At 72.5% G+C, this 20,806-nt stretch carries 23 protein-coding genes; 16 read left to right on the forward strand and 7 right to left on the reverse strand.

Annotated elements, in window-relative coordinates:
- The first annotated feature begins 129 nt into the window (after positions 1 to 129).
- The 5 genes from trxA to murA all read left to right on the forward strand — a co-directional run bounded on the left by trxA (position 130) and on the right by murA (position 4,525).
- Complete coding sequence (gene trxA / locus RGQ06_RS06195) at positions 130 to 498, forward strand: thioredoxin (RefSeq protein WP_432427439.1); 369 nt, start codon at positions 130 to 132, stop codon at positions 496 to 498.
- A gap of 7 nt (positions 499 to 505) precedes the next feature.
- Positions 506 to 799 carry a hypothetical protein gene (locus RGQ06_RS06200; protein WP_432427438.1) on the forward strand — a complete coding sequence of 98 codons (294 nt, stop codon included), beginning with the start codon at positions 506 to 508 and terminating at the stop codon, positions 797 to 799.
- A gap of 61 nt (positions 800 to 860) precedes the next feature.
- Positions 861 to 2,111 (forward strand): cation:proton antiporter, encoded by a 1,251-nt coding sequence (locus RGQ06_RS06205; protein ID WP_432427437.1) that lies wholly within the window; start codon positions 861 to 863, stop codon positions 2,109 to 2,111.
- Positions 2,112 to 2,154: 43 nt separating this feature from the next.
- The gene (gene pyrF, locus RGQ06_RS06210) at positions 2,155 to 3,057 is read left to right on the forward strand and encodes an orotidine-5'-phosphate decarboxylase (RefSeq protein ID WP_432427436.1); all 903 of its coding nucleotides are present in this window, start codon (positions 2,155 to 2,157) and stop codon (positions 3,055 to 3,057) included.
- 97 nt (positions 3,058 to 3,154) lie between these two features.
- Complete coding sequence (gene murA / locus RGQ06_RS06215; RefSeq protein ID WP_432427435.1) at positions 3,155 to 4,525, forward strand: UDP-N-acetylglucosamine 1-carboxyvinyltransferase; 1,371 nt, start codon at positions 3,155 to 3,157, stop codon at positions 4,523 to 4,525.
- 7 nt (positions 4,526 to 4,532) lie between these two features.
- Here the strand turns inward: murA and RGQ06_RS06220 are convergent, their stop codons facing one another.
- Complete coding sequence (locus RGQ06_RS06220; RefSeq protein ID WP_432427434.1) at positions 4,533 to 4,739, reverse strand: hypothetical protein; 207 nt, start codon at positions 4,737 to 4,739, stop codon at positions 4,533 to 4,535.
- A 91-nt stretch (positions 4,740 to 4,830) separates the two neighbouring features.
- Here RGQ06_RS06220 and RGQ06_RS06225 point away from each other — a divergent pair, with 91 nt between their 5' ends.
- The 4 genes from RGQ06_RS06225 to RGQ06_RS06240 are packed head-to-tail and all read left to right on the forward strand — an operon-like array spanning position 4,831 to position 7,609.
- Positions 4,831 to 5,424 carry a VOC family protein gene (locus tag RGQ06_RS06225; protein ID WP_432427433.1) on the forward strand — a complete coding sequence of 198 codons (594 nt, stop codon included), beginning with the start codon at positions 4,831 to 4,833 and terminating at the stop codon, positions 5,422 to 5,424.
- Between the two features lie 2 nt (positions 5,425 to 5,426).
- Positions 5,427 to 5,897 (forward strand): ATP-dependent zinc protease family protein, encoded by a 471-nt coding sequence (locus RGQ06_RS06230; RefSeq protein WP_432427432.1) that lies wholly within the window; start codon positions 5,427 to 5,429, stop codon positions 5,895 to 5,897.
- Positions 5,898 to 5,910: 13 nt separating this feature from the next.
- Positions 5,911 to 6,816, forward strand: coding sequence for a 30S ribosomal protein S6--L-glutamate ligase (rimK, locus tag RGQ06_RS06235; RefSeq protein ID WP_432427431.1), 906 nt, complete (start codon positions 5,911 to 5,913; stop codon positions 6,814 to 6,816).
- A 1-nt stretch (position 6,817) separates the two neighbouring features.
- Positions 6,818 to 7,609, forward strand: a complete 792-nt coding sequence (locus tag RGQ06_RS06240; protein WP_432427430.1) for a crotonase/enoyl-CoA hydratase family protein — start codon at positions 6,818 to 6,820, stop codon at positions 7,607 to 7,609.
- Between the two features lie 63 nt (positions 7,610 to 7,672).
- Here RGQ06_RS06240 and RGQ06_RS06245 read toward each other — a convergent pair whose 3' ends face one another.
- Positions 7,673 to 9,019 carry a D-alanyl-D-alanine carboxypeptidase family protein gene (locus tag RGQ06_RS06245; RefSeq protein ID WP_432427429.1) on the reverse strand — a complete coding sequence of 449 codons (1,347 nt, stop codon included), beginning with the start codon at positions 9,017 to 9,019 and terminating at the stop codon, positions 7,673 to 7,675.
- Positions 9,020 to 9,145: 126 nt separating this feature from the next.
- Here RGQ06_RS06245 and trmB point away from each other — a divergent pair, with 126 nt between their 5' ends.
- The 4 genes from trmB (at position 9,146) to RGQ06_RS06265 (ending at position 13,173) form a co-directional block, all read left to right on the forward strand.
- A complete protein-coding gene (gene trmB, locus RGQ06_RS06250; RefSeq protein WP_432427428.1) occupies positions 9,146 to 9,781 on the forward strand; it encodes a tRNA (guanine(46)-N(7))-methyltransferase TrmB in 636 nt (211 codons plus the stop codon).
- A gap of 53 nt (positions 9,782 to 9,834) precedes the next feature.
- Positions 9,835 to 10,776 (forward strand): hypothetical protein, encoded by a 942-nt coding sequence (locus RGQ06_RS06255; RefSeq protein WP_432427427.1) that lies wholly within the window; start codon positions 9,835 to 9,837, stop codon positions 10,774 to 10,776.
- Between the two features lie 90 nt (positions 10,777 to 10,866).
- Positions 10,867 to 11,523, forward strand: coding sequence for a nitroreductase (locus RGQ06_RS06260; protein ID WP_432427426.1), 657 nt, complete (start codon positions 10,867 to 10,869; stop codon positions 11,521 to 11,523).
- A gap of 117 nt (positions 11,524 to 11,640) precedes the next feature.
- Positions 11,641 to 13,173, forward strand: a complete 1,533-nt coding sequence (locus RGQ06_RS06265) for a flavin-containing monooxygenase (protein WP_432427425.1) — start codon at positions 11,641 to 11,643, stop codon at positions 13,171 to 13,173.
- A gap of 19 nt (positions 13,174 to 13,192) precedes the next feature.
- Here the strand turns inward: RGQ06_RS06265 and RGQ06_RS06270 are convergent, their stop codons facing one another.
- From RGQ06_RS06270 to RGQ06_RS06280, 3 genes are all read right to left on the reverse strand, one after another.
- Positions 13,193 to 13,924, reverse strand: coding sequence for an SCO6745 family protein (locus tag RGQ06_RS06270; protein ID WP_432427424.1), 732 nt, complete (start codon positions 13,922 to 13,924; stop codon positions 13,193 to 13,195).
- 66 nt (positions 13,925 to 13,990) lie between these two features.
- Complete coding sequence (locus RGQ06_RS06275) at positions 13,991 to 14,380, reverse strand: VOC family protein (protein ID WP_432427423.1); 390 nt, start codon at positions 14,378 to 14,380, stop codon at positions 13,991 to 13,993.
- 76 nt (positions 14,381 to 14,456) lie between these two features.
- Positions 14,457 to 15,581 (reverse strand): LuxR C-terminal-related transcriptional regulator, encoded by a 1,125-nt coding sequence (locus RGQ06_RS06280; protein WP_432427422.1) that lies wholly within the window; start codon positions 15,579 to 15,581, stop codon positions 14,457 to 14,459.
- A gap of 112 nt (positions 15,582 to 15,693) precedes the next feature.
- On the opposite strand from RGQ06_RS06280, the gene RGQ06_RS06285 reads away from it, so the two are divergent.
- From RGQ06_RS06285 to RGQ06_RS06295, 3 genes are all read left to right on the forward strand, one after another.
- Positions 15,694 to 16,143: a RidA family protein gene (locus RGQ06_RS06285; RefSeq protein ID WP_432427421.1), complete on the forward strand. Its 450-nt coding sequence runs from the start codon at positions 15,694 to 15,696 to the stop codon at positions 16,141 to 16,143.
- On the forward strand, positions 16,140 to 16,970 hold the full coding sequence (locus RGQ06_RS06290) for a hypothetical protein (protein ID WP_432427420.1): 831 nt from the start codon (positions 16,140 to 16,142) through the stop codon (positions 16,968 to 16,970). The genes RGQ06_RS06285 and RGQ06_RS06290 overlap by 4 nt, the downstream gene beginning before the upstream one ends.
- A gap of 109 nt (positions 16,971 to 17,079) precedes the next feature.
- Entirely contained in the window at positions 17,080 to 18,189 is a 1,110-nt protein-coding gene (locus RGQ06_RS06295; RefSeq protein WP_432427419.1) for an alpha/beta hydrolase, read from the forward strand.
- Here RGQ06_RS06295 and RGQ06_RS06300 read toward each other — a convergent pair.
- Positions 18,155 to 18,538 carry a DUF1971 domain-containing protein gene (locus tag RGQ06_RS06300; protein WP_432427418.1) on the reverse strand — a complete coding sequence of 128 codons (384 nt, stop codon included), beginning with the start codon at positions 18,536 to 18,538 and terminating at the stop codon, positions 18,155 to 18,157. The two genes, RGQ06_RS06295 and RGQ06_RS06300, sit on opposite strands and share 35 nt — an antisense overlap.
- The gene (locus RGQ06_RS06305) at positions 18,535 to 20,739 is read right to left on the reverse strand and encodes an MMPL family transporter (RefSeq protein ID WP_432427417.1); all 2,205 of its coding nucleotides are present in this window, start codon (positions 20,737 to 20,739) and stop codon (positions 18,535 to 18,537) included. Before RGQ06_RS06305 ends, RGQ06_RS06300 begins: the two co-directional genes overlap by 4 nt.
- Between the last annotated feature and the right edge of the window lie 67 nt (positions 20,740 to 20,806).

Raw genomic sequence — 20,806 nt, forward strand, 5'->3', positions numbered from 1 at the left:
AGGTCCTCGGACTCGGCGGCGGTCGACCTTGTCTACCAGACACCACCCGGCCCGCTGCCGCAGCCGAAGGAATACCCCTGGGGGTACCTTGGTTGGAAGGTGGGAAGCCACCGAAGAGGAGAGAACCCCGTGTCCACCGTCGCTCTGACCGAAGCCGACTTCGAGTCCACCATCACCGACAACGACATCGTGCTCGTCGATTGGTGGGCGTCGTGGTGCGGCCCCTGCCGCGCCTTCGCCCCCGTCTACGAGAAGGCCGCCGGCGTGCACCAGGACATCGTGTTCGCCAAGGTCGACACCGAGGCCGCCCCCCACCTGTCGGCCGCCGCCGGGATCCAGTCGATCCCCACGCTCATGGCCTTCCGCGAGGGCGTCCTCGTCTTCGCTCAGCCCGGGGCACTCCCCGCCGCCGCGCTGGAGGACGTGATCGCCCAGGTGCGGGCCCTCGACATGGAAGAGGTGCACCGCGCTGTCGCCGAGCGCGCCGATGTCGCATGATCGGGTCGTGACCCAGGCCATCGACGACGCCGTCACCACCGCCCCGCGCCAGCTCGAGCGACGTGGGCGGTGGTGGCTGGCCGTCTCCTTCCTGTTCTGCCCCTGCCACCTGCCCCTCACCCTCGGGCTGCTCGCGTCCGTGCTCGGCGGCACCGCCCTCGGCGGCCTGCTCCGGGACCACGGGTGGGTCGCGGCGATCGTGATCGCGGCCACCTGGCTGGCCGGCACCGCCCGCGGGCTCATCTGGATCCGCCGGGCAGAACGGGGCGAGCTCACCTGCGCGGTGCGCCAGCCCGGCTGACGCGTCGAGGTCCTGGCACTCGCCGTGACCGGAGTCGCGGCGGCCTGGGTATGCAGGGCCGGTGAGCTACTACATCTTCCTGCTCGTGCTGGGCGTGGGTGTGATCGGCGCGGTCACCCTGCCTCGCCACGTGAACCGGCGAGCGGTGTCGCTCCCGGCCCTCCAGGTGCTCGCCGGCGCCGCGCTGTTCGGGCTCGTCCCGACGCTGCCGGACGTCGACCCCGTCAGGCAGCCCATCGTCACCGAGCGCCTGAGCGAGCTGGTCGTCATCGTGTCGCTCACCGGTGCCGGCCTGATGATCGACCGCGCCCCCAGCTGGCGTCGGTGGGGCCCCACGTGGCGACTCCTCGCCATCTGCATGCCGCTCACCATCGCCGCCACCGCCCTGCTCGGCTGGGCCGCCATCGGCCTGGCCCCGGCCGCCGCGGTGCTGCTCGGTGGCGTCATCGCACCGACCGACCCCGTGCTGGCCTCCGACGTGCAGGTCGCCGGCCCGAACGAGGGCGACGTCGGCGAGGTGCCCATCGCCCTGACGGGTGAGGCCGGGCTCAACGACGCCCTCGCGTTCCCCTTCGTCAACGCCGGGATCGCCATGCTCGCCGGCGGCGCCTGGTTCGGCGGCTGGCTGCTCGACGACGTGGTCGTGAAGCTCTCCGTCGGGACGCTCGCCGGCTGGCTCTGCGGTCGCTTCTTCGCCTGGCTCATCTTCGTCCGGTTCGAGGGGAGCTGGCTCAAGAGCCGCAGCGAGGCGATCGCCACCATCGGCGCCACCCTCGCGGTCTACGGCCTCACCGAGGTCGTGCACGGCTACGGGTTCCTCGCCGTGTTCGTCGCCGCCGTCACGCTGCGCCACCGCGAGCCGGAGCACGAGCACCACGAGGCCCTGCACGCCGCCGCCGAGGCGGTCGAGAACCTGGGCAGCGCGCTGGTGCTCCTGCTCGTCGGCGGGGCCATCGCCAGCGGCGCCCTCTCACCGCTGGGCTGGAAGGAGGTGCTGGTCGGCATCGCCATCGTCGCCCTCGTCCGACCGGTCACCGGCCTGCTCAGTCTGCTCGGCTCGGACCTGGACCGCCGCCAGCGGTGGATCGCCGCGTCCTTCGGCATCCGCGGGGTCGGCTCCGTCTACTACCTCGCCCACGCGGCCGCCGTCGGTGACTTCGCCGACATCGAGCGCCTGTGGGCGATCACCATCTTCGTGATCTGCCTGTCGCTCGTCGTCCACGGCTCACTCGCCGGCCGGGCGGTGGCGTACGCCGGCGGGGCCGATCGGCCGCAGCTCCAGCTCGAGGGCATGCCTCCCGAGGAGGGGTGACCCCCGGCCGGGCGGCCGCGCCCGCGGGGGTACCTTCGCCGGCGTGCACCCCGCCGACGCGCTCGACGCCCGCATCGCACGGACCGGTTCCATCGCCTGCGTGGGCCTCGACCCCCGGCCCGACCTGCTGCCGGCGGCGCTCGCCGCCCCCCACCGCGCCGCGTCCCTCGGGACCGACGCGGTCGCGACCGCCTTCATCGAGGCCAACCAGCGGGTCATCGACGCGGTGGCGGATCGGTGCGCCGCGGTGAAGCCCCAAGCCGCCTGCTACGAGGCCTACGGCCTGGCCGGATGGGCTGCGCTGGAGGCCACGGTCCGGCACGCGACCGAGGCGGGGATCCCGGTCATCCTCGACGCCAAGCGCGGCGACATCGGATCCACCGCAGCGCACTACGGGCAGATGGCCTTCGGCGGCGCGCCGGACCTCGACGGCGAGGCGTGCCCGGGCATGGGGGCCGACTGGCTGACCGTGAACGGCTACCTCGGCGCCGACGGCGTCGAGCCCGTGCTGGCCGCCGGCGGTGGCGCCTTCGTGCTGGTGAAGACGTCGAACCCCGGCAGCGGCGAGCTGCAGGACCTCGAGCTCGCCGACGGCGGCACCGTGGCCGACCGCATGGCCGACCGCGTCGCCGCGTGGGGCGCCGACCGCATCGGTGACTGCGGGCTGAGCGACGTCGGTGCAGTGGTCGGGGCGACGTACCCGGACCACGCCGTCGCCCTGCGCCAGCGCATGCCCGACACCATCTTCCTGGTGCCCGGCTACGGCGCCCAGGGCGGGTCGGCACGCGATGCCGTCGCCGGGCTGCGAGCCGACGGACGGGGCGTGATCGTGTCGTCCAGCCGGGGCATCACCGGCGCCTGGCGGGGCGCGGGCACCGACGACATCGGCGCCGCCGCACGGGCCGCCCTGGACGCCATGAACACGGACCTCGACGCGGCCCGCTGAGCGCCGTTCCGTAGCCGCTGCCAGAACGGTCGCGTGGCCGCCGCCAGAACGGTTCCGGCCGGGAGCGGGCGGGACGACCGGCCGTACACTCGCCCCCATGACCCCCGCCGCGCCGGACGCTCCCGCCACCGCCTGGGCCGTGGAGCCCTCCGGGCCGCTGCGGGGCGAGGTCCGCGTCGCCGGCTCGAAGAACGCCATCACCAAGCACATGGTCGCTGCGGTGATGGGCAGCTCGCCCTCCACGATCCACAACGTCCCCGACGTCGGCGACGTCGGCATCACCACCGAGGTGCTGCAGTCCCTCGGAGTCGGCGTCGACCTCGACGGGGACACGATCACGATCACCCCGGGCGACGAGATCGTCCCCGAGGTGCCCCTGCGCTACTCGGGGCTCAACCGCATCCCGATCCTGCTGCTCGGCCCGCTGCTGCACCTCCACCAGGAGGCCTTCGTGCCGGTGGTGGGCGGCGACCGCATCGGCGCCCGTCCGGTCGACTTCCACGTCGACGCGCTGCGCGCCTTCGGCGCCGAGGTCACCGAGACCGAGGACGGCGTGCGGGCCAAGGTCGCCGGGCGGCTGGTCGGCACCCAGATCACCCTCCCGTACCCGTCGGTCGGCGCCACCGAGACCGTGCTCCTCACCGCCGCGCTGGCCGAGGGTCGCACCGTGCTCAACAACGCCGCGACCGAGCCCGAGATCATCGAGCTGGCCCTGTTCCTGCAGCGCATGGGCGCCCGCATCGAGCTCTCCCCCGGCCGCAAGTTCGTCATCGACGGCGTCGAGAAGCTGCACGGCGCCACCACCCGGCTGGAGGGCGACCGCCTCGAGGCCTTCTCCTACCTGGTGGCCGGCCTCGTCACCGGCGGGCAGGTGCGCGTCGGCGGGTGCGCCCAGGAGCGCATGGTCACCGCCATCTCCACGCTGCAGCGCATGGGCGCCGAGCTCGACATCAACGACGACTGGATCAGCGCCAACGCGCCCGACGGCCTGCGCGCCATCGCCATCCACACCGACACCCACCCCGGGTTCATGACCGACTGGCAGTCGCCGCTGTTCGTGCTCATGACCCAGGCCGAGGGCATGTCGGTGCTGCACGAGACCGTGTTCGAGGACCGCATCCGCTACCCGGCCATGGTGGTGCAGGCGATGGGCGGCGAGATCGAGCTGTTCGAGACCTGCCTCGGCGGCCCGGCCTGTCGCTTCCACGACAGCAACGCCGTGCACTCGGCGGTGGTCCGCGGCGTGTCGGAGCTGCGCGGCGCCCACGTGGAGATCCCCGACCTGCGTGCCGGCTTCTCCGGCGTCATCGCCGCCGCCGTGGCCACCGGCTCGTCGGTGATCGAGGGGGTGCACCACCTGGAGCGGGGCTACAACAAGCCGCTCGAGACGTTGCAGTCCCTCGGGCTCCGGGTGGCTCGGACCGCCTCCGACCCGGCCACCGCCACCAGCACCCGGCCCGGCGCGTAGGGCAGCCTCAGCCGGAGAGCAGGCTGGCCAGCGCCCAGATCGCGCCGATGGCGCCGACCACGGCGAAGACGACGCTGCGGGCCACCGGAGCCGCCGGCAGATCGCCGTCCTTCACCTGCTCGGGCGGGCGGACGATGGCCAGGATCGACCCCACGGCCATGGCCCCGCCGATGGCGAGGACGAGGTAGGCGAGCAGATCCTCTCCGAGGAACATGGCGCCACGCTACGTCCGCCGCGCTCGGGACCTGCCGTCGACCGTTGTGGAACACTGCCACCGCACGTTTCCACTCCGGAGGGGATCCGCGATGGGCTACCACCACCTGGCCTTCGCCTCGCGCGACATGCAGGCCACCCACCACTTCTACGCCGACGTCCTCGGCTTCGAGCTGGTCAAGGCGGTCGCCGCCCCCACCGACCGGCCCGGCGGCTGGGCCAAGCACCTCTTCTACGCCATCGGCGACCACGACGGCAGCGAGAACGCCGGCGCGCTCATCGCGTTCTGGGAGCTCCACGACGAGCGGATGACCGACAACGACACCGCCATCTCCACCGGGCTCGGCTTCGAGGCCTGGGTCAACCACGTCGCGTTCGCGGCCGACGACCTCGACGACATCGCCCGGCGGCGCACGCAGTGGCTCGAGGCCGGGGTCGACGTCATGGAGATCGATCACGGGTTCTGCACCAGCATCTACACGATGGACCCAAACGGGATCCTCGTGGAGTTCTGCACCGACACGGCCCCGTACACCCAGGCCGACAAGGACCGGGCCGAGCAGATCCTGCGCAGCGACGACCCGGGGCTGGAGTCGCCGCCGACGCCGGTCTTCCACTCGGCGGCCGAGCACCGTTCGACGGCGTCCCCGCCGGTGACCGCCGCCGCCGGCACGCCCACGACCTGATCGTGGGGAGCCCGCAGCCGACCGACCCGCGCACGCTCATCGGCTGGCGGGAGTGGATCCACCTGCCCGACCTGCTCGACGGCGGCTGGATCAAGGCCAAGGTCGACACCGGGGCGCGGACGTCAGCCCTCCATGCGTGGGACGTCGAACGCATCGACCGCAGCGGGGCGACGTGGGTCCGGTTCTCGCTGCACCCCCGCCAGCACGACGACGACCACGTCGTGCAGGCCGAAGCGCTGCTCCTCGAGGAGCGCGAGGTCCGCTCCTCCAACGGCGAGGTGGAGGTCCGCCCGGTCGTGGAGACCACCCTCGCCCTCGGTGGCGAGCGCTACGCGATCGAGCTGACGCTGACCAAGCGGGACCAGATGGGCTTCCGGATGCTGCTCGGTCGCACGGGCATGGCCCGGCACCTGCTGGTGGATCCCGGCAGCTCCTACCTCCTCGGCGGCGACCGGCACCGCCCGCCCAGGTAGCGTCGGCCGTTCTATGAAGATCGGACTCCTGTCCCGCAACGCCAACCTCTACTCCACGAACCGCCTCAAGGAGGCCGCCGAGGAGCGGGGCCACGACGTGCGGGTCATCGACTACCTGCGCTGCGTGATGGACATCACCTCGCACAAGCCCGCGATCCGCTACGGCGGGCAGGAGCTGAGCCCCCTCGACGCGGTCATCCCCCGCATCGGCGCGACGCACACGTTCTACGGCACGGCGGTCGTGCGCCAGTTCGAGATGATGAACGTGTTCCCGACCAACGAGAGCCAGGGCATCTCCCGGTCCCGGGACAAGCTCCGCTCCCTGCAGCTGCTGTCCCGCAACGGCATCGGCCTGCCCGTCACGGGCATCGCCCACTCGACCAAGGACATCGACGGCCTGATCGAGCTGGTCGGCGGCGCACCCCTGATCGTGAAGCTGATCGAGGGCACCCAGGGCGTCGGCGTGGTGCTGGCCGAGACCAAGAAGGCGGCCGAGTCCGTCATCGCCGCGTTCCGCCAGCTCGATGCGAACATCCTCGTGCAGGAGTTCATCAAGGAGGCCAAGGGCGCCGACATCCGGGCCTTCGTGATCGGCGGCCGGGTCGTGGCCTCCATGCGCCGGCAGGGCGCGCCGGGCGAGTTCCGCTCGAACCTGCACCAGGGCGGCCACGCCGAGAAGATCAAGCTCACGCCCGAGGAGCGCTCCACCGCGGTGCGGGCCGCCAAGACGATGGGCCTCAACGTCTGCGGCGTCGACCTGCTCCGCTCCAACCACGGCCCGGTGGTGATGGAGGTCAACTCCTCCCCCGGCCTCGAGGGCATCGAGGACACCACCGGCATCGACGTGGCCGGCAAGGTCATCGAGTTCATCGAGAAGAACGCCCGGCCCGGCAACACCCGGACCTCGGCTCGGGGCTGACGTGACGGGAACCGTCCACGTCGAGGCGGTCGGGACGACCACGGTCGTCACCATCGATCGGCCCGACGTGCGCAACGCCGTCGACGGGCCGACCGCTCTGGCGCTGCACGACGCGTTCTCGGCCTTCGACGCCGACGACGACCAGGTCGTGGCGATCCTCACGGGTGCCGGCGGCACCTTCTGCGCCGGCGCCGACCTGAAGGCGGTGTCGACCGGCGACGGCAACCGGGTCGAGGCCATGACCGCCGGTGCCCCGGACCCCGAGGCCCTCGGGCCGATGGGCCCCACCCGGCTGCGCCTGACCAAGCCGGTGATCGCCGCCGTCGAGGGCCACGCCGTGGCCGGCGGGCTCGAGCTGGCGCTGTGGTGCGACCTGCGCGTCGCTGCCCGCGATGCGATCTTCGGCGTCTACTGCCGGCGGTGGGGCGTGCCCCTGATCGACGGCGGCACCGTCCGCCTCCCCCGCCTCATCGGGCAGAGCCGGGCCATGGACATGATCCTGTCGGGCCGTCCGGTCGAAGGCCCCGAGGCCGAGGCGTGGGGCCTGGCCAACCGGCTCACCGAACCGGGCGGCGCGCTCGACGGCGCGCTGGCGCTGGCCGAGCAGCTCGCCGCCTTCCCGCAGCGCTGCCTGCGCTCGGACCGCACCTCCGTGCTCGACCAGTGGTCCTTGTCCGAGTGGGACGCGCTCGCCAACGAGACCGACCTCGGCCTGGCCACGATCCGCTCCGGGGAGACCCAGGAGGGGGCGAGCCGCTTCGCCGCCGGCGAGGGCCGCCACGGCGCCTTCTGAACCCATTCTGGTATGCGGATCCCCCCACATGCGGGGGAATCGGTAGGCCAGAACGGATGGGCGCTACCCGCCGGTCGTGCTCCAGTGCCAGGGCTCGCTCGGCAGGTTGAACAGCCCGTAGGACGCGGCGTTGGCGGCGAGCCACTGGAAGCCCTGGTTGGACCGGCTGGTGATGAGGCGACCCTCGAAGGTGAGGTCGAGCGCCCGGCCCTGCTCGTGCAGCGAGCGGCCTGGCACCGCGGTGGGCGGTGAGCACGTGCTCGCCGGGCGGTACCAGATGTCGTACTCGGTGGGCCCGCAGTTGGCGACGCGCAGCTGGATCTGTCGCTCGGTGCTCCGGTAGGCGCTGCCCCCGAAGGTGATGCCGTCGGCGCGGGCGGCCGTGAGCATGGCGTCGACGTCGTCGGCGATGCCGGCGTGCACGGTGAAGCCCTGGACGGTGGCGAGCGGCGGCGTCGGCGTGGACGGGCGGGTGGTGGTCGGGGGCCGGGTGGTCGTGGTGGTGGCCGGCGGGCGGGTCGTGGTCGGGGACGGGCTGCCCGAGCCGGGCGCGGCCGTGGTGGGCGGCGCCGTGGTCGGGGGCGCCGTGGTGGTGGGAGGCGCGACCACCTCCGGCTCCGGGGGCGGCGGCGGTGGCAGACGGGCGATGAGGGCGGCCTGCTCGGCCACGATCTGGGCGGAGAGGTCGGCGTCGAGGTCGGCGAGGGCGGCGGCCTCGGCGAGGGCGCCGTCGATGCGGCTCTGCAGGTCGGCGGCGAAGCGGGCCTGCTGCTGGCGCTCCTCGTCGAGGCGGATCAGCTCGGCGTCGGCGGCTTCGACCGCCTCGTTGGCCGTGACCACGGCGGCGGCGACCTCGGCGGCCTTGGCCTCGGCGCGCGCCTCGGCCTCCTCGAGCAGGTCGAGCAGGTCGAGGTCCCGCTGGGCCCGGGCGTCGAGGTAGATCTGCTGGATGAGGGCGTCGGAGAGCGACTGGGCCTGGAGGCTCTGCACGAGGTCGGCGGTGGGCGGGTGCACGTAGGACGCCACCGCCATCTCGACGATGGCCTGCTCGAGGATGACGACGTCGCGCTCGGCGGTGCGCAGCTCGGCCTCGGCCTCGCGCTGGGCGGCGGCGGCCGCGTCGGCCACGGCGAGGCTCTCCTTCAGCACCGCCTCCTGGGCGGCGAGAGCAGCGTCGAGCTCGTCCAGGGCCGCATCGATCTGCGCGTCGCTGGCACCCAGCACGTCGAGGCGCTCGGCGATGCGGTCCTGCTGGTCGCGCACGGCGTCCCGCTCCGCCTGGGCCTCGGCCAGGGGATCCGAGGTGTCGGTCTGCGCAGCAGCCGGGAGCCCGAAGCCGAACGCGAGGAAGACGACGAGGCCGGCACCGACAGCGGTGCGGATCGGGTTGTCGTGTCGTCGCAGCCCCATGGGCAGACCTCAAGCGTCGAACCGCCGCCCGATCGGCGTCGTCACCGTACCGCAACGAGACCACGCTGGGTCGTACCCCGCTCCGCTGGGTGGGGACGGCCGACCGTGGCCTGCGACGATGGAGGCGTGCCCGACGGCCATCCCCGCATCCGCACCTTCCACGCCCGCCACGGCCGGGTCACCGACGTCATGCGCAGCGCCCTCGCCGACATCGGCCCCCGCCACGACGTGGCCCGCCGCGATCCCGACCGCCCGCTGGTGCTCGAGATCGGGTGCGGGAGCGGTGAGGCTGCGCTGGCGTTCGCCGACACCCACCCGGAGGTGGACGTGCTGGCCGCCGACGTGCACACGCCGGGCATCGCCCACCTGCTGCTCGCGCTGGATGCCGACCCTCGCCCCAACGTGTGGGTCGCCCGGGCCGACGCCCTCGACCTGCTCGACCACGACCTGGGTCCGGGGTCGCTCGCCGGCGTGCACGTGTTCTTCCCCGACCCGTGGCCCAAGGCCCGGCACCGCAAGCGCCGCTTCATCCGGGCCGACGTCCTCGACCTGCTCGCCGACCGGATCGCCCCCGGCGGGCACCTCCTCGTGGCCACCGACGTGGAGGACTACGCCCGCCACGCCCGGGCCGAGCTCGACGCGCACCCGGACTTCGTCGGGGGGCCGGGCGAGCGTCCGGGCTGGAGGCCGGCTGAGGGTTACGAGGCCAAGGGCACGGCGGCCGGGCGGACGATCGTGGAGCTGGCCTACCGCCGGCGCTGAGCTCCGCCGCATCGGCACTGCCGGTCCGAAGACGGGGGGTACCGTCGCCCCCCATGGGGCTCCTCGACCGATTCAAGAAGGCACCCGGCCCGGATGCGATGACCTGGGAGGCCGTGGCCCGGCTGCGGGTCGTGCCCGGCGTGGTGGGCGCCGAACCGGTGGACGCCGACACGGTGCAGATCGCCTGGGCCGACAACCCCTACCCCTCGACCCTGTCGCTCGCCGCAGCGCGGGAGGGCTGGACCAAGGCCAACGGCTTCGATCGCATCGAGATCATGGACGGCATCATCAACGCCGTCGCCCCGCCCACCGGTCCCCCCGAGGGCAAGGAGGAGCCGGGCGTCGACCCGACCCCGCCCGACGTCGCCCCGGACGTGCAGGTCGCCGACGCGGACGTGGAGGAGGCGCCTGCAGCACCAGGTGCGGAGAGCACCGGATGGGAGGCCGCCCGCGACCGGCTGCGCGTGGTGGTCGGCCGAGCCGGTGAGCACCCCGATGCCATCACCTGGCCGATCGCCGGCGTGCTCGAGGCCCGCATCGTCCTCGAAGGCCCCGGCGCGCTGCCGGTGGACGCCGGCGATGCCGCGTCCTGGGAGGTGGGCGTGGACGACGTCCGGGCCGCTGCGCTGGCCAACCTGGCCGCGTCCGACCCCGGCCTCGACCCGGTCGGACCGGGCCAGCCAGCGTGGGTGCCGACGAGCCCCGCCGACCACCCGCCGGCGTGGCTCGCCGCACCCGACCGGCTCCTCGCCGCCTGCGGGCTCGACCAGGCCGTGGTGCTCGCCCCCATGCCCACCGAGCTCGTGGTCGTCGACCCGACCGCCCACGACCTGCTCGGCTCGATCCTGACCAGCACCAAGTCCATCGTCGACGGCGAGAGCCGCCTGCTGTGGCCGGCACCGCTGCTGGCGACGCCGGCCGGGCTCGTGCCGTGGGAGCCCGCCGCCGATCACCCCTGCGCCGGGCTCGCCGCCGAGCTGCGCGGGGCCGGATAGCGCCCCTCCCCTGCCGAGCCGGCCGCTTCGCCGGCCGAGGCACGGGCTGCCATCCTGCAGGCACCGTCGCCCACCAGGAAGCGAGCCCCCATGGACGTCACCGAAGCCGTGCAGCGCCGCACGTCGATCCGCGCCTTCCTCGACACGCCCGTCGACGAGGCCACGATCGCGGAGCTGCTCGAGCTGGCCGCCCGCGCCCCCTCGGGGGGCAACGTGCAGCCGTGGCGGATCTACGTGATCGGCGCCGACACGATGCCGGAGTTCCTGGCCTTCCTCGAGGGTCGCCAGATGGAGTCGCCCGGCTACGACATCTACCCGCCCGGGCTGTGGGAGCCGTACCGCACGAACCGGTTCCAGCTGGGCGAGCAGATGTACGAGACGCTCGGGATCCCCCGCGAGGACAAGGCGGGTCGCTTCGGCCACCTGGCCCGCAACTACCGCTTCTTCGACGCGCCGGTCGGCCTGTTCTGCTTCATCGACCGCCGCATGGGCCCGCCGCAGTGGTCCGACCTCGGCATGTTCCTGCAGACCTTCATGCTGCTGTGCACCGAGCGGGGCATCGACACCTGCCCGCAGGAGGCCTGGGCGGTGTGGTCCGAGACAGTCGCCGAGTTCGTGGGCGCCCCGGACGACGAGATGCTCTTCTGCGGCGTTGCCATCGGCCACGCCGACCCCGACGCGCCGGTGAACTCGCTGCGCAGCGAGCGCATGCCCCTCGAGGAGTGGGCCACCTTCGTCCGGCGCTGATCACGCCACGCTGCTCCGACGATGTCCGGAATGTGACGGATCACCACGTGACGCGCGCCTCGCGCCTGCGTTACGGTTCGTGACCTACCCGGAGTAACCCAGCGGAGGAGCACCCACGTGAGCACCGAGCACCTCGACGTCCTCGTCGTCGGCGCAGGCCTGTCCGGCATCGGCGCCGGCCACTACCTGCAGGCGGAGTGCCCGTGGGCCAGCTACGCCATCTTCGAGGCGCGCGACGCCATCGGCGGCACGTGGGACCTGTTCCGCTACCCCGGCATCCGCTCCGACTCCGACATGTACACCCTCGGCTACTCGTTCCGGCCCTGGACCGGTGAGAAGTCCATCGCCGACGGCGCGTCGATCCTCGAGTACATCCGGGAGACGGCCCGCGTCGAGGGCATCGACCGCAAGATCCGCTTCAACCACCGGGTCGTCACCGCGAACTGGTCGACCGAGGATGCCCGCTGGGAGATCACCGCCGAGCGCACCGACCCCGACCGGCCCGACGCCGCCCCGGAGCGCGTCGAGCTCACCGCCGGGTTCGTGTTCTCCTGCAGCGGCTACTACCGCTACGACCACGGCTACCAGCCCGACTTCCCCGGCATGGACGACTTCGCCGGCGAGATCGTCCACCCCCAGCACTGGCCCGCGGATCTCGACTACGCCGGCAAGCAGGTCGTCGTCATCGGCAGCGGCGCCACGGCGGTGACCCTCGTCCCGTCGATGGCAGATCCCGGTGACGGATCCGGCGCCGAGCACGTCACCATGCTCCAGCGCTCGCCTTCGTACGTGGTGTCGATGCCGGCCAAGAACCCGCTGGCCCGCCTGCTGCAGCGGCTGCTCCCGACCCGGCTGTCCGGCCCGATCGTGAAGTGGATGAACGCCCTCGGCTCCCAGGGGTTCTTCCAGCTGAGCCAGCGCTTCCCCGGCGTCGTGAAGAAGCTGCTGCGCAGGCGCCTCGAGGGCCTGCTGCCCGAGGGCTACGACATCGACACCCACTTCACGCCGAGCTACGACCCGTGGGACCAGCGGGTGTGCCTCGTGCCCGACGGGGACCTGTTCCGGGCCATCCGCGACGGCAGCGTCTCGGTGGTCACCGACCACATCGACACCTTCACCGAGACCGGCATCCGCCTGCGGTCCGGGCGGGAGCTCGCCGCCGACATCGTCGTCACCGCCACCGGTCTGGAGCTGCTGTTCATCGGCGGCATCGAGGCGAGCGTCGACGGCGAGCCGGTCGACATCGCCAGCAAGCTCACGTACAAGGGCATGATGCTCGAGGGCGTGCCCAACCTGGCACTGGCCATCGGCTACACGAACGCGTCGTGGACCCTGAAGTGCGACCTGACCTGCGACTACGTCACCCGGATGCTCAACCACATGCACGACACCGGGCTGCGCCAGGCCACGCCGGTGAACGCCGATTCCTCGGTCACGCCCGCGCCCCTGCTCGGCCTGTCGTCGGGCTACATCCAGCGCGCCGCCGACCGCTTCCCGAAGCAGGGGTCCCGCATGCCGTGGCAGGTGCACCAGAGCTACCTGCGCGACTACCGGGCGCTCAAGCGCAGCGAGGTCACCGACGGCGTGATGGTCTTCTCGAACCCGACGTCACCGGCGGTCGAGGCCGAGCCGGCCACGGTCGCCAGCTGAGGTCGGCTCCCCTGCTGGCTCAGCCGACGCTGGCCAGCGCCGCCTCGCACAGCACCACCAGCTCGTCGCGCTCGGACTCGTCCAGCGCGGCGTAGGCGGGGGCGATCCGCCGGTTCGTCTCGGCTTCGGCCTCGTCGTGGCGTGCCCGGGTGCCCTCGTTGACCTCGGGCAGGTCCGACCAGCCGAACATGGGGGCCATGGCCGGCGACTTCACGACGACCGCCTCGACCGGGGCCAGGCCGGCGTCGCGCACGGCGCCGACGTGGATCTCGTTGCGCAGCTCGCGCAGCACGTGGAACCGGTGCAGCGCGAGGACCTTGTCGCCCCGGTCGTCCGGCTCCGGTGCGGACCGCCAGGCGGCGAACAGCGGCAGCCCGGTGTCGTCGGCGGCCGCGCTCACCCGGCCGAGCAGGTCGGCGAGGCGGGTCCAGTCGACGTCGTCGCCGAGGTGCTCGTCGGCCCACGCGTAGCCGCAGGCCATGAAGGTGGCTGCGGTCTGGGCGGGCGGTGCGACGGCGCGGGCCTGCTCGAGCCACTCGCGCACGGTGCCCGGCTCCATGAAGCCGAAGCACCCGGCCACCTGGTCGGCGTCGGCGTCACCCAGCACACCGGCCCGGCCGCCGGCGTAGAAGTCGAGGCCGGCATATCCCAGCTCGGCACCGGCCTTGTACGTGTTGCCGTCGAGCATGAAGTAGCTGGCCATGCCGCTGACGGCGGGGGTGGTCTTCGCTGCGCAGTCCTCGGGGGTCATGCCGCCGCAACGTAGCGCCGAGGGCCGGGCGCGACAGGAGCAATGCCAGCTCGGGTGGGGTGCCGCTCAGGAGGGCGGGGCGAACAGCTCGAGCGGCAGGCCGTCGGGATCCCGGAAGGCCAGACCTGATCCGTACGGGGCATCCACGATGCCGCCGTGGTCGATGTCCAGCTCGTCGAGTCGAGAAGCCCAGTGCTCCAGCTCGGCCCGATCGCCACAGGCGAAGGCGAGGTGGTCGAGGCCCGGGCGGCGCTCGTCGAAGTCCACGTCTCCGACGCCATCGGGGAACTCGTGCAGACCGACGAGTGTGTCCCCGAGGGACCAGACGACGTGGCGGAACGGGCCGGTGTCCTCGTCGAGCACCGGTTCCGCATCGAACAGCGTCCGGTACCACGGGACGCTGCGATCGAGATCGCTCACGGTGAGGGCGACGTGCGTGATGGAAGGGAATGCCATGCCGTACCTCCAGCTGGGTTGCGCGTCGCGTCCACGGTGGACCCGGTCCGGATCGGGCGTCAAGGGTCGCGCCGCGTCAGGCGAACCAGCCCGACGGTGAGACGTCGTCGCCAAAGCGGGGCAGGTACTGGTCGAAGAACACGCGGGCGATCAGCTCGCGGCGGCTCCGCACGTCAGCCTTCTCGAAGATCGACTTCAGGTGGTCCTGCACGGTGTGGACCGAGATGTGCAGCGTGGCGGCCACCTCCTTGCTCGGGACCCCCTGGAGGACGAGCTGGGTGACGTCGCGCTCTCTGGGCGTGAGCGCGAAGGCGGCGACGACGAGCGGCACGATCTCCGGCGGCCGGGCCTGCTCGATGGTGATGACGATGTCGCCGCCGGCACCGGCCGGGCCCGACAGGGGCGAACCGTTGAGCACCAGCCAGGTGCCCGTGGGCACCCGCACTCGGCAGCGGGGCAGGGTGTCGGCCTCGCCCCGCGCGTAGCGGCGAGCACCGTCGATCAGGGCAGCGAGGGTGTGCACCGGCGCTTCGCTGTTGTCGCACCGGCCCAGCTCGGCGAGCCAGTGGGCCGCCGCCGGGTTGACCTGGGCGAAGCTCCCATCGCGGTCGACGATGATCACCGCCGGGCCCTCGATCACCGTGGCGGCCGACTCCGCGCACCGGGCCAGCACGCCGGCACGGATGCCGGTGGCGAGGTGGCCCGAGAGCGATGCCATCAGTGCGATCTCGGCGTCGTCGAACGGGCTGACCGCGTCGGCTCGCATCATGGCCAGCGCCGCCCAGTCGCGGTCGTCGACGCGAGCGACGGTGCGCAGCTCGTCGGTGAAGCCGAAGTGGTGGCGCATGAAGTCGCGCATCCGCACCGAGCGCCCGACGTCCCCGCCCGTCTCGTGGTGCATGCCCACCGCGGTGACCCCGCGCTCGGTCAGCGCTCGGAAGCTGGTGGCGTCGGCGCCCCCGAACTCGACCTCGCACCAGTGCAGGTCGTGGGACTCCCGCCCCGAGATCCCGCCGAACTTGAACGTGGCGGTGGCCATCGACGTGGCCGGATCCTGCAGCGCCACGCACATGGCCTCGTAGGGGACGGCCCGGCCCAGGGAGGCGTCCACCTCGGCGAGGAACGTCGACACGTCGAGGCCCGCCCGCGCCAGCACCTCGACATCGGAACGAACCCGCTCGATCGCCAACGCCTTCCCCACCCGTCGATCATGCCTGGACCGGGCTCGATCCGCCATCCCAACAACCTGGGGTGCCCAGGTTCCCGAACGATGGGGATCGTGCGCTCGGGACGCGAGCCCGATGATCGGACCGATGACCGACACCACACCGACCGCACGCGGCGCTCGTGGCGTGAACGCGACGGACTGGTCGCGGCGACTCGGCCACGACCAGGCCCAGCGCCGCGACGGGGTCAGCGCCATCCTCACGATCGGCGGTCAGCGCCCGGTCGATGCCGAGGGTCGGCTCATGCACGAGGGCGACGCCATCGCCCAGGTGGCCCTCGCGCTCGACAACCTCACCGCCGTCGTCGCCGAGTCCGGGATGACCCTGGCCGACCTGGCCCACCTGCGCATCCACGCCACGAGCCGGGCCGCGCTGCTCGACGCGCAGTTCGTGATCCGCGAGCACCTCGTCGAGCACGCCGTCACCACGCCGATCACCGCGGTCGAGGTGGGCGGCCTCGCCCTCGCCGGCATGGAGGTCGAGATCGACGGACTCGCCGTGCGCACCGAGAACCGAACCGAAGGGAACCAGACATGACCAACGCACACCGCCATCCGATCGGCCGCTCCTCGGCCGTGCTCGCCGCACTCGCCCTGGCCACGTCCGTCCTCGCCGCGTGCGGCGACGATGACGACGCGACCGGCGCGGGCAGCGACGAGCCCACCGCCGAGGCGGCATCAGCGCCCGACGAGGGGTCCACCGACGCCGAGTTCTGCGAGGGCTTCCTCGGCCTCGAGGCCGCCTTCGCCGAAGCCCCGGAGGACGAAGCGGAGATCCCGGCCTTCGTCCAGCAGCGCATCGACCCCAACCTCGCCCTCATCGAGGGCAACGAGCCCGCCGCCATCGCCGAGGACGTGCAGACCATGACGGCCGCGGTGACGGAGGTGACCTCCACCGGCGACTTCTCGGCGTTCGAGACGCCCGAGTTCCTGGCCGCCTCCGAGTCGGTCTACGGCAGCCTCGACGACACCTGCGACGTGGAGGTCGTCGAGTTCCGCGCGATCGACTACGGCTACGAGGGGCTCCCGGCGACGCTGCCGGCCGGCGCCACGTCGTTCGTCATGTCGAACGAGAGCGAGGCCGGGGAGGCCCACGAGTTCGTCCTCGTGAAGCTCAGCGATGACACCGACCTGTCGATCCAGGAGCTCCTCGAGATGCCCGAGGCCGAAGCCGAGCAGCACATCGACACCTTCGCCGGCGGGACCTTCGCGCCGGCCGGCGCGACCGCCGGCACCGTCACCGAGCTCAGCCCCGGACGCTGGGCCTACGTCTGCTTCATCCCCGTCGGCAGCGTCGGCGACACCGAGGGCAGCGGCCCGCCCCACTTCGTCGAGGGCATGGCCGGCGAGCTCACCGTCGACTGAGGAAGGACCCCGACATCCTCGGCATTGCATAGGGTCCGGCGGTCGACGTCCCGTCGCATTCGGGAGGCCGACGGTCCTGGACCCGTCGCTGACCCGGGAGAGCTCGTCGATGTCGCAGGTGACCCGAGAATGGGTGGCGGCACCGTCGCCCACCGCCGGGCGGGCCGGGCACGGCAGCCACCCCTGCCAGGGGCTGTACCACCGCCCGGTCGGCACGAACCCACGGTGCGCATTCATCGCCACGCACTACAACGTGGACTTCTCGGAGCACTACCTGGCGGCGCACCTGGCCGAGCGGGGGTTCGGGTTCCTCGGCTGGAACACCCGCTACCGGGGCAACGAGGCCCACTTCCTCCTCGAGCACGCGCTGATCGACATCGGGGCCGGCGTCCGGTGGCTGCGCGACGTCGCCGGCGTCGAGACCGTCGTCGTCCTCGGCAACTCGGGCGGTGGATCGCTCATGGCGGCGTACCAGTCGCAGGCGAGCGACCCGATCATCGAGCCGGCGCGGGATCTGCCGCTCCCCGACGCGGTCCTCGACCTGCCTGCAGCCGACCTCTACGTCTCGCTCAACGCCCACCCCGGACGGCCCGACGTGCTCACCGCATGGCTCGACCCCTCCGTCACCGACGAGGCCGACCCCCTGTCCGTCGACTCGGACCTCGACATGTACGACGACCGCAACGGCCCGCCCTACACGGCCGACTTCGTCGCCCGGTACCGATCGGCGCAGGAGGCGCGCAACCACCGCATCACCGACTGGGCCATGGCCGAGCTCGAGCGGCTGCGGGCCGCCGGCGCATGGGACCGCCTCTTCGACGTGCACCGGGTGTGGGCCGACCTCCGCTTCACCGACCTGGCGCTGGACCCGTCCGACCGCCGCGCCGGCTGCTACGCCGGCGACCCGAAGCGAGCCAACCTCGGGCCGTACGGCATCGGCCGGACGAACACGCTCCGGTCCTGGCTGTCGATGTGGAGCCTGCGCGAGTCCCAGTGCGTCGGCGCACCGCACCTGGCCCAGATCCGGGTGCCGTCGCTGGTGGTGCAGTCCACCGCCGACCGGGGCGTGTTCCCCTCCGACGCTCACGCGATCCACGAGGCGCTCGCCGCAGAGGACCGGTCATTGGAGCTCGTGCCCGGGGAGCACTACTTCGAGGACGGCGGTCGCGCCGACGTCGCCGACCTCATCGCGGGCTGGGTGGAGGACCGCCGTCCCTGACGGCGTCGGGCGGCGCAGCAGCCAACCCGGTGCTCTCGCTTCCGGCCTCGGGGACCGACCCGCTGGGGATGCGGTGGAACTCGATGGCGAAGGTGGCGGGCTCGTCGAGCTCGAGGTGGTGCTGGCGTGCCGGTGGGATCGCGACGGTTTCGCCGGCACCGGCGGTGATGGGGTGGGCGGGGTCGTCGTCGAAGACGAAGGTGACGGAGCCGGTGTGGACGACGAGGTTCCCCCAGACGCTGTCCGCGACCCGGTGGGCACGCAGGAGACCGGCCGGCACCGTGGCGGTGTCGAAGGTGTCCGTGGTGCGGACGTGCTCGAGCCCGTCGGGCAGCTGCGGTCGGCTCATCGGGTGGCTCCTTCGGGGTGGACAGGCACGGTCGGCGCGTCGACGGCCGGGTCCGGGTCTGGTTCCGGGTCGGCTTCGAGGTCGAGGCTGGGCAGGATGCGGTCGAGCCAGCGTGGCAGCCACCAGTTGGCGTCGCCGACGAGAGCCATGGTGGACGGGACGAGCACCATGCGCACGATGGTGGCGTCGACGGCGACGGCGGTGGCGAGCCCGACGCCCATCATCTTGACGACGGGATCGTCGCTGGCGACGAAGCCGAGGAAGACGCTGATCATGATGAGCGCGGCGGCCGTGATGACCTTGGCGGTGGCACCGAGCCCCTCGACGACGCTGTCGATGTTGCTGTGGCCCCGGTGGTACTCCTCACGGATGCGGGAGAGGATGAACACCTCGTAGTCCATGGACAGGCCGAACAGGATGGCGAACATCATCATCGGGACGAACGAGGCGATCGGCACCGCCTCGTCGAGGCCGATGAGCGATCGGCCCCAGCCCCACTGGAACACGGCAACCACGACGCCGTAGGCGGCACCGATGGCCAGCAGGTTCAGCAGCGCAGCCTTGAGCGGGACCAGGATCGAGCGGAACACGGTCATCAGCAGCAGGAACGACAGCGACACCACGGCCGCGATGAACCACGGGAGCCGGTCGGCGATCTTGTCGGACTGATCGATGAACCCGGCCGTCGGTCCGCCCACCAGCGCGTCCGCACCGGTGTCGGCCGTCGCAGCGGGCAGCACCGTGTCACGCAGGCGGTGGACCAGGTCACTGGTGGCCCCGTCCTGTGGCTTGCTGGTGGGGATCGCCGTGACGAGCCCGGTGTCGCCGGCAGCGTTGAGCTCCGGCGGCGAGACCGCCCGGACCCCGGGGTCGGCCGCCACCGCGGCAACGATCGGATCGAGCGCGGCCGGGTCGGGCTCGTCCCCGAGGTCGACGGCGATCAGCAGGGGCCCGTTGAACCCGTCACCGAACCCGGCGGCCAACAGGTCGTAGGCGCGACGGTGGGTGGTGGACGTGGGGTCGGTGCCGGCGTCGGCCTGGCCGAGTCGCATGTCGAGGACCGGGACCGCCAGCGTCAGGAGCACCACGGTTGCGGCGATGGCACTGCGCCAGGGGTGATGGGCCACCCAGTGCGCCCAGCGCACCCAGCCGCTGTGCCCCGCGCCCTCGACGGGCGGGGCGCTGCGGGTGGCTCGCGGGAGCACCCGGTGGCCGGCGAACCCGAGCAGCGCCGGCAGGAGGGTGATCGCGACCAGCACGGCCACCGCGACGACGATCGAGGCCGAGTAGCCCAGCGCGGCGACGAAGGGGATGCCGGCGAGCTGGAGGCCGAGGATGGCGACCACGACGGTGCCGCCGGCGACCACCACCGCCTGTCCTGCCGTGGCGTTCGTCCGACCGATCGACTCGGTGACGTCCATGCCCTCGGCGAGCTGATCGCGATGTCGGCTCAGGACGAAGAGCGCGTAGTCGATGCCGACCCCGAGGCCGATCATGGTCCCGAGCCGTGGCGCCACCGAGGGGATGGCGATCCACGCGCCCAGCAGCCCCACGATCGAGAGGCCCACCGCGAGCCCGGCGATGGCGACGCCGAGCGGCATCAGCGTGGCGAGCACCGCCCGGAACGTCACGAACAGGATGACCAGCGCGGCGATGATCCCGATCATCTCGGCCGGCCCGGTGTGGCGCTCCTTCAGCACGGTCGGGAGCTCACCGCCGAACTCGACGTGCACGCCGGCGGCCTCGGCCGGTTCGGCGGTGTCGAGCAGCGCGTCCAGCGTCGACCGTCCGAGCTCGGCGGTCGGCGCGTCGAACTGCACGGCGGCGAACGCCGTGGTGCCGTCGGGCGAGACCGATCGTGGGCTCCCCAGCGGGTCGGTCACGCCGACGACGCCATCGAGCGCTCGGACCTCCTCGACCGTCGCGGCGATCGCGTCCGTGGCCCCGCCTGCGGTGATCCCGCCATCGGGCACGTGGAACACGACCATCGCCGTCGCGCCCGAACGCTCGGGGAACCGGTCCTCCAGCAGGTCGATCGCCTCCTGCGACTCGACGCCGGGGACCTCGAAGTCGTCGACCGTCCCACCGCCGCCGACCCGGTCCGCCACCCCCAGGCCGACGACCACGGCCAACCACACCACGAGCACGAGGCGCCGATGCACGGCGACCCAACGACCCAACCGGAACAACCCGTTCGACATGATCGACCTCCGGTTCCCACCATAATTGCAGCCACTGCAATCTTGCAACCACCGCATCTTTTACTGG

The sequence above is a fragment of the Salinilacustrithrix flava genome (assembly GCF_041228405.1).
Classification (GTDB): Bacteria; Actinomycetota; Acidimicrobiia; order Acidimicrobiales; family Salinilacustritrichaceae; genus Salinilacustrithrix; species Salinilacustrithrix flava.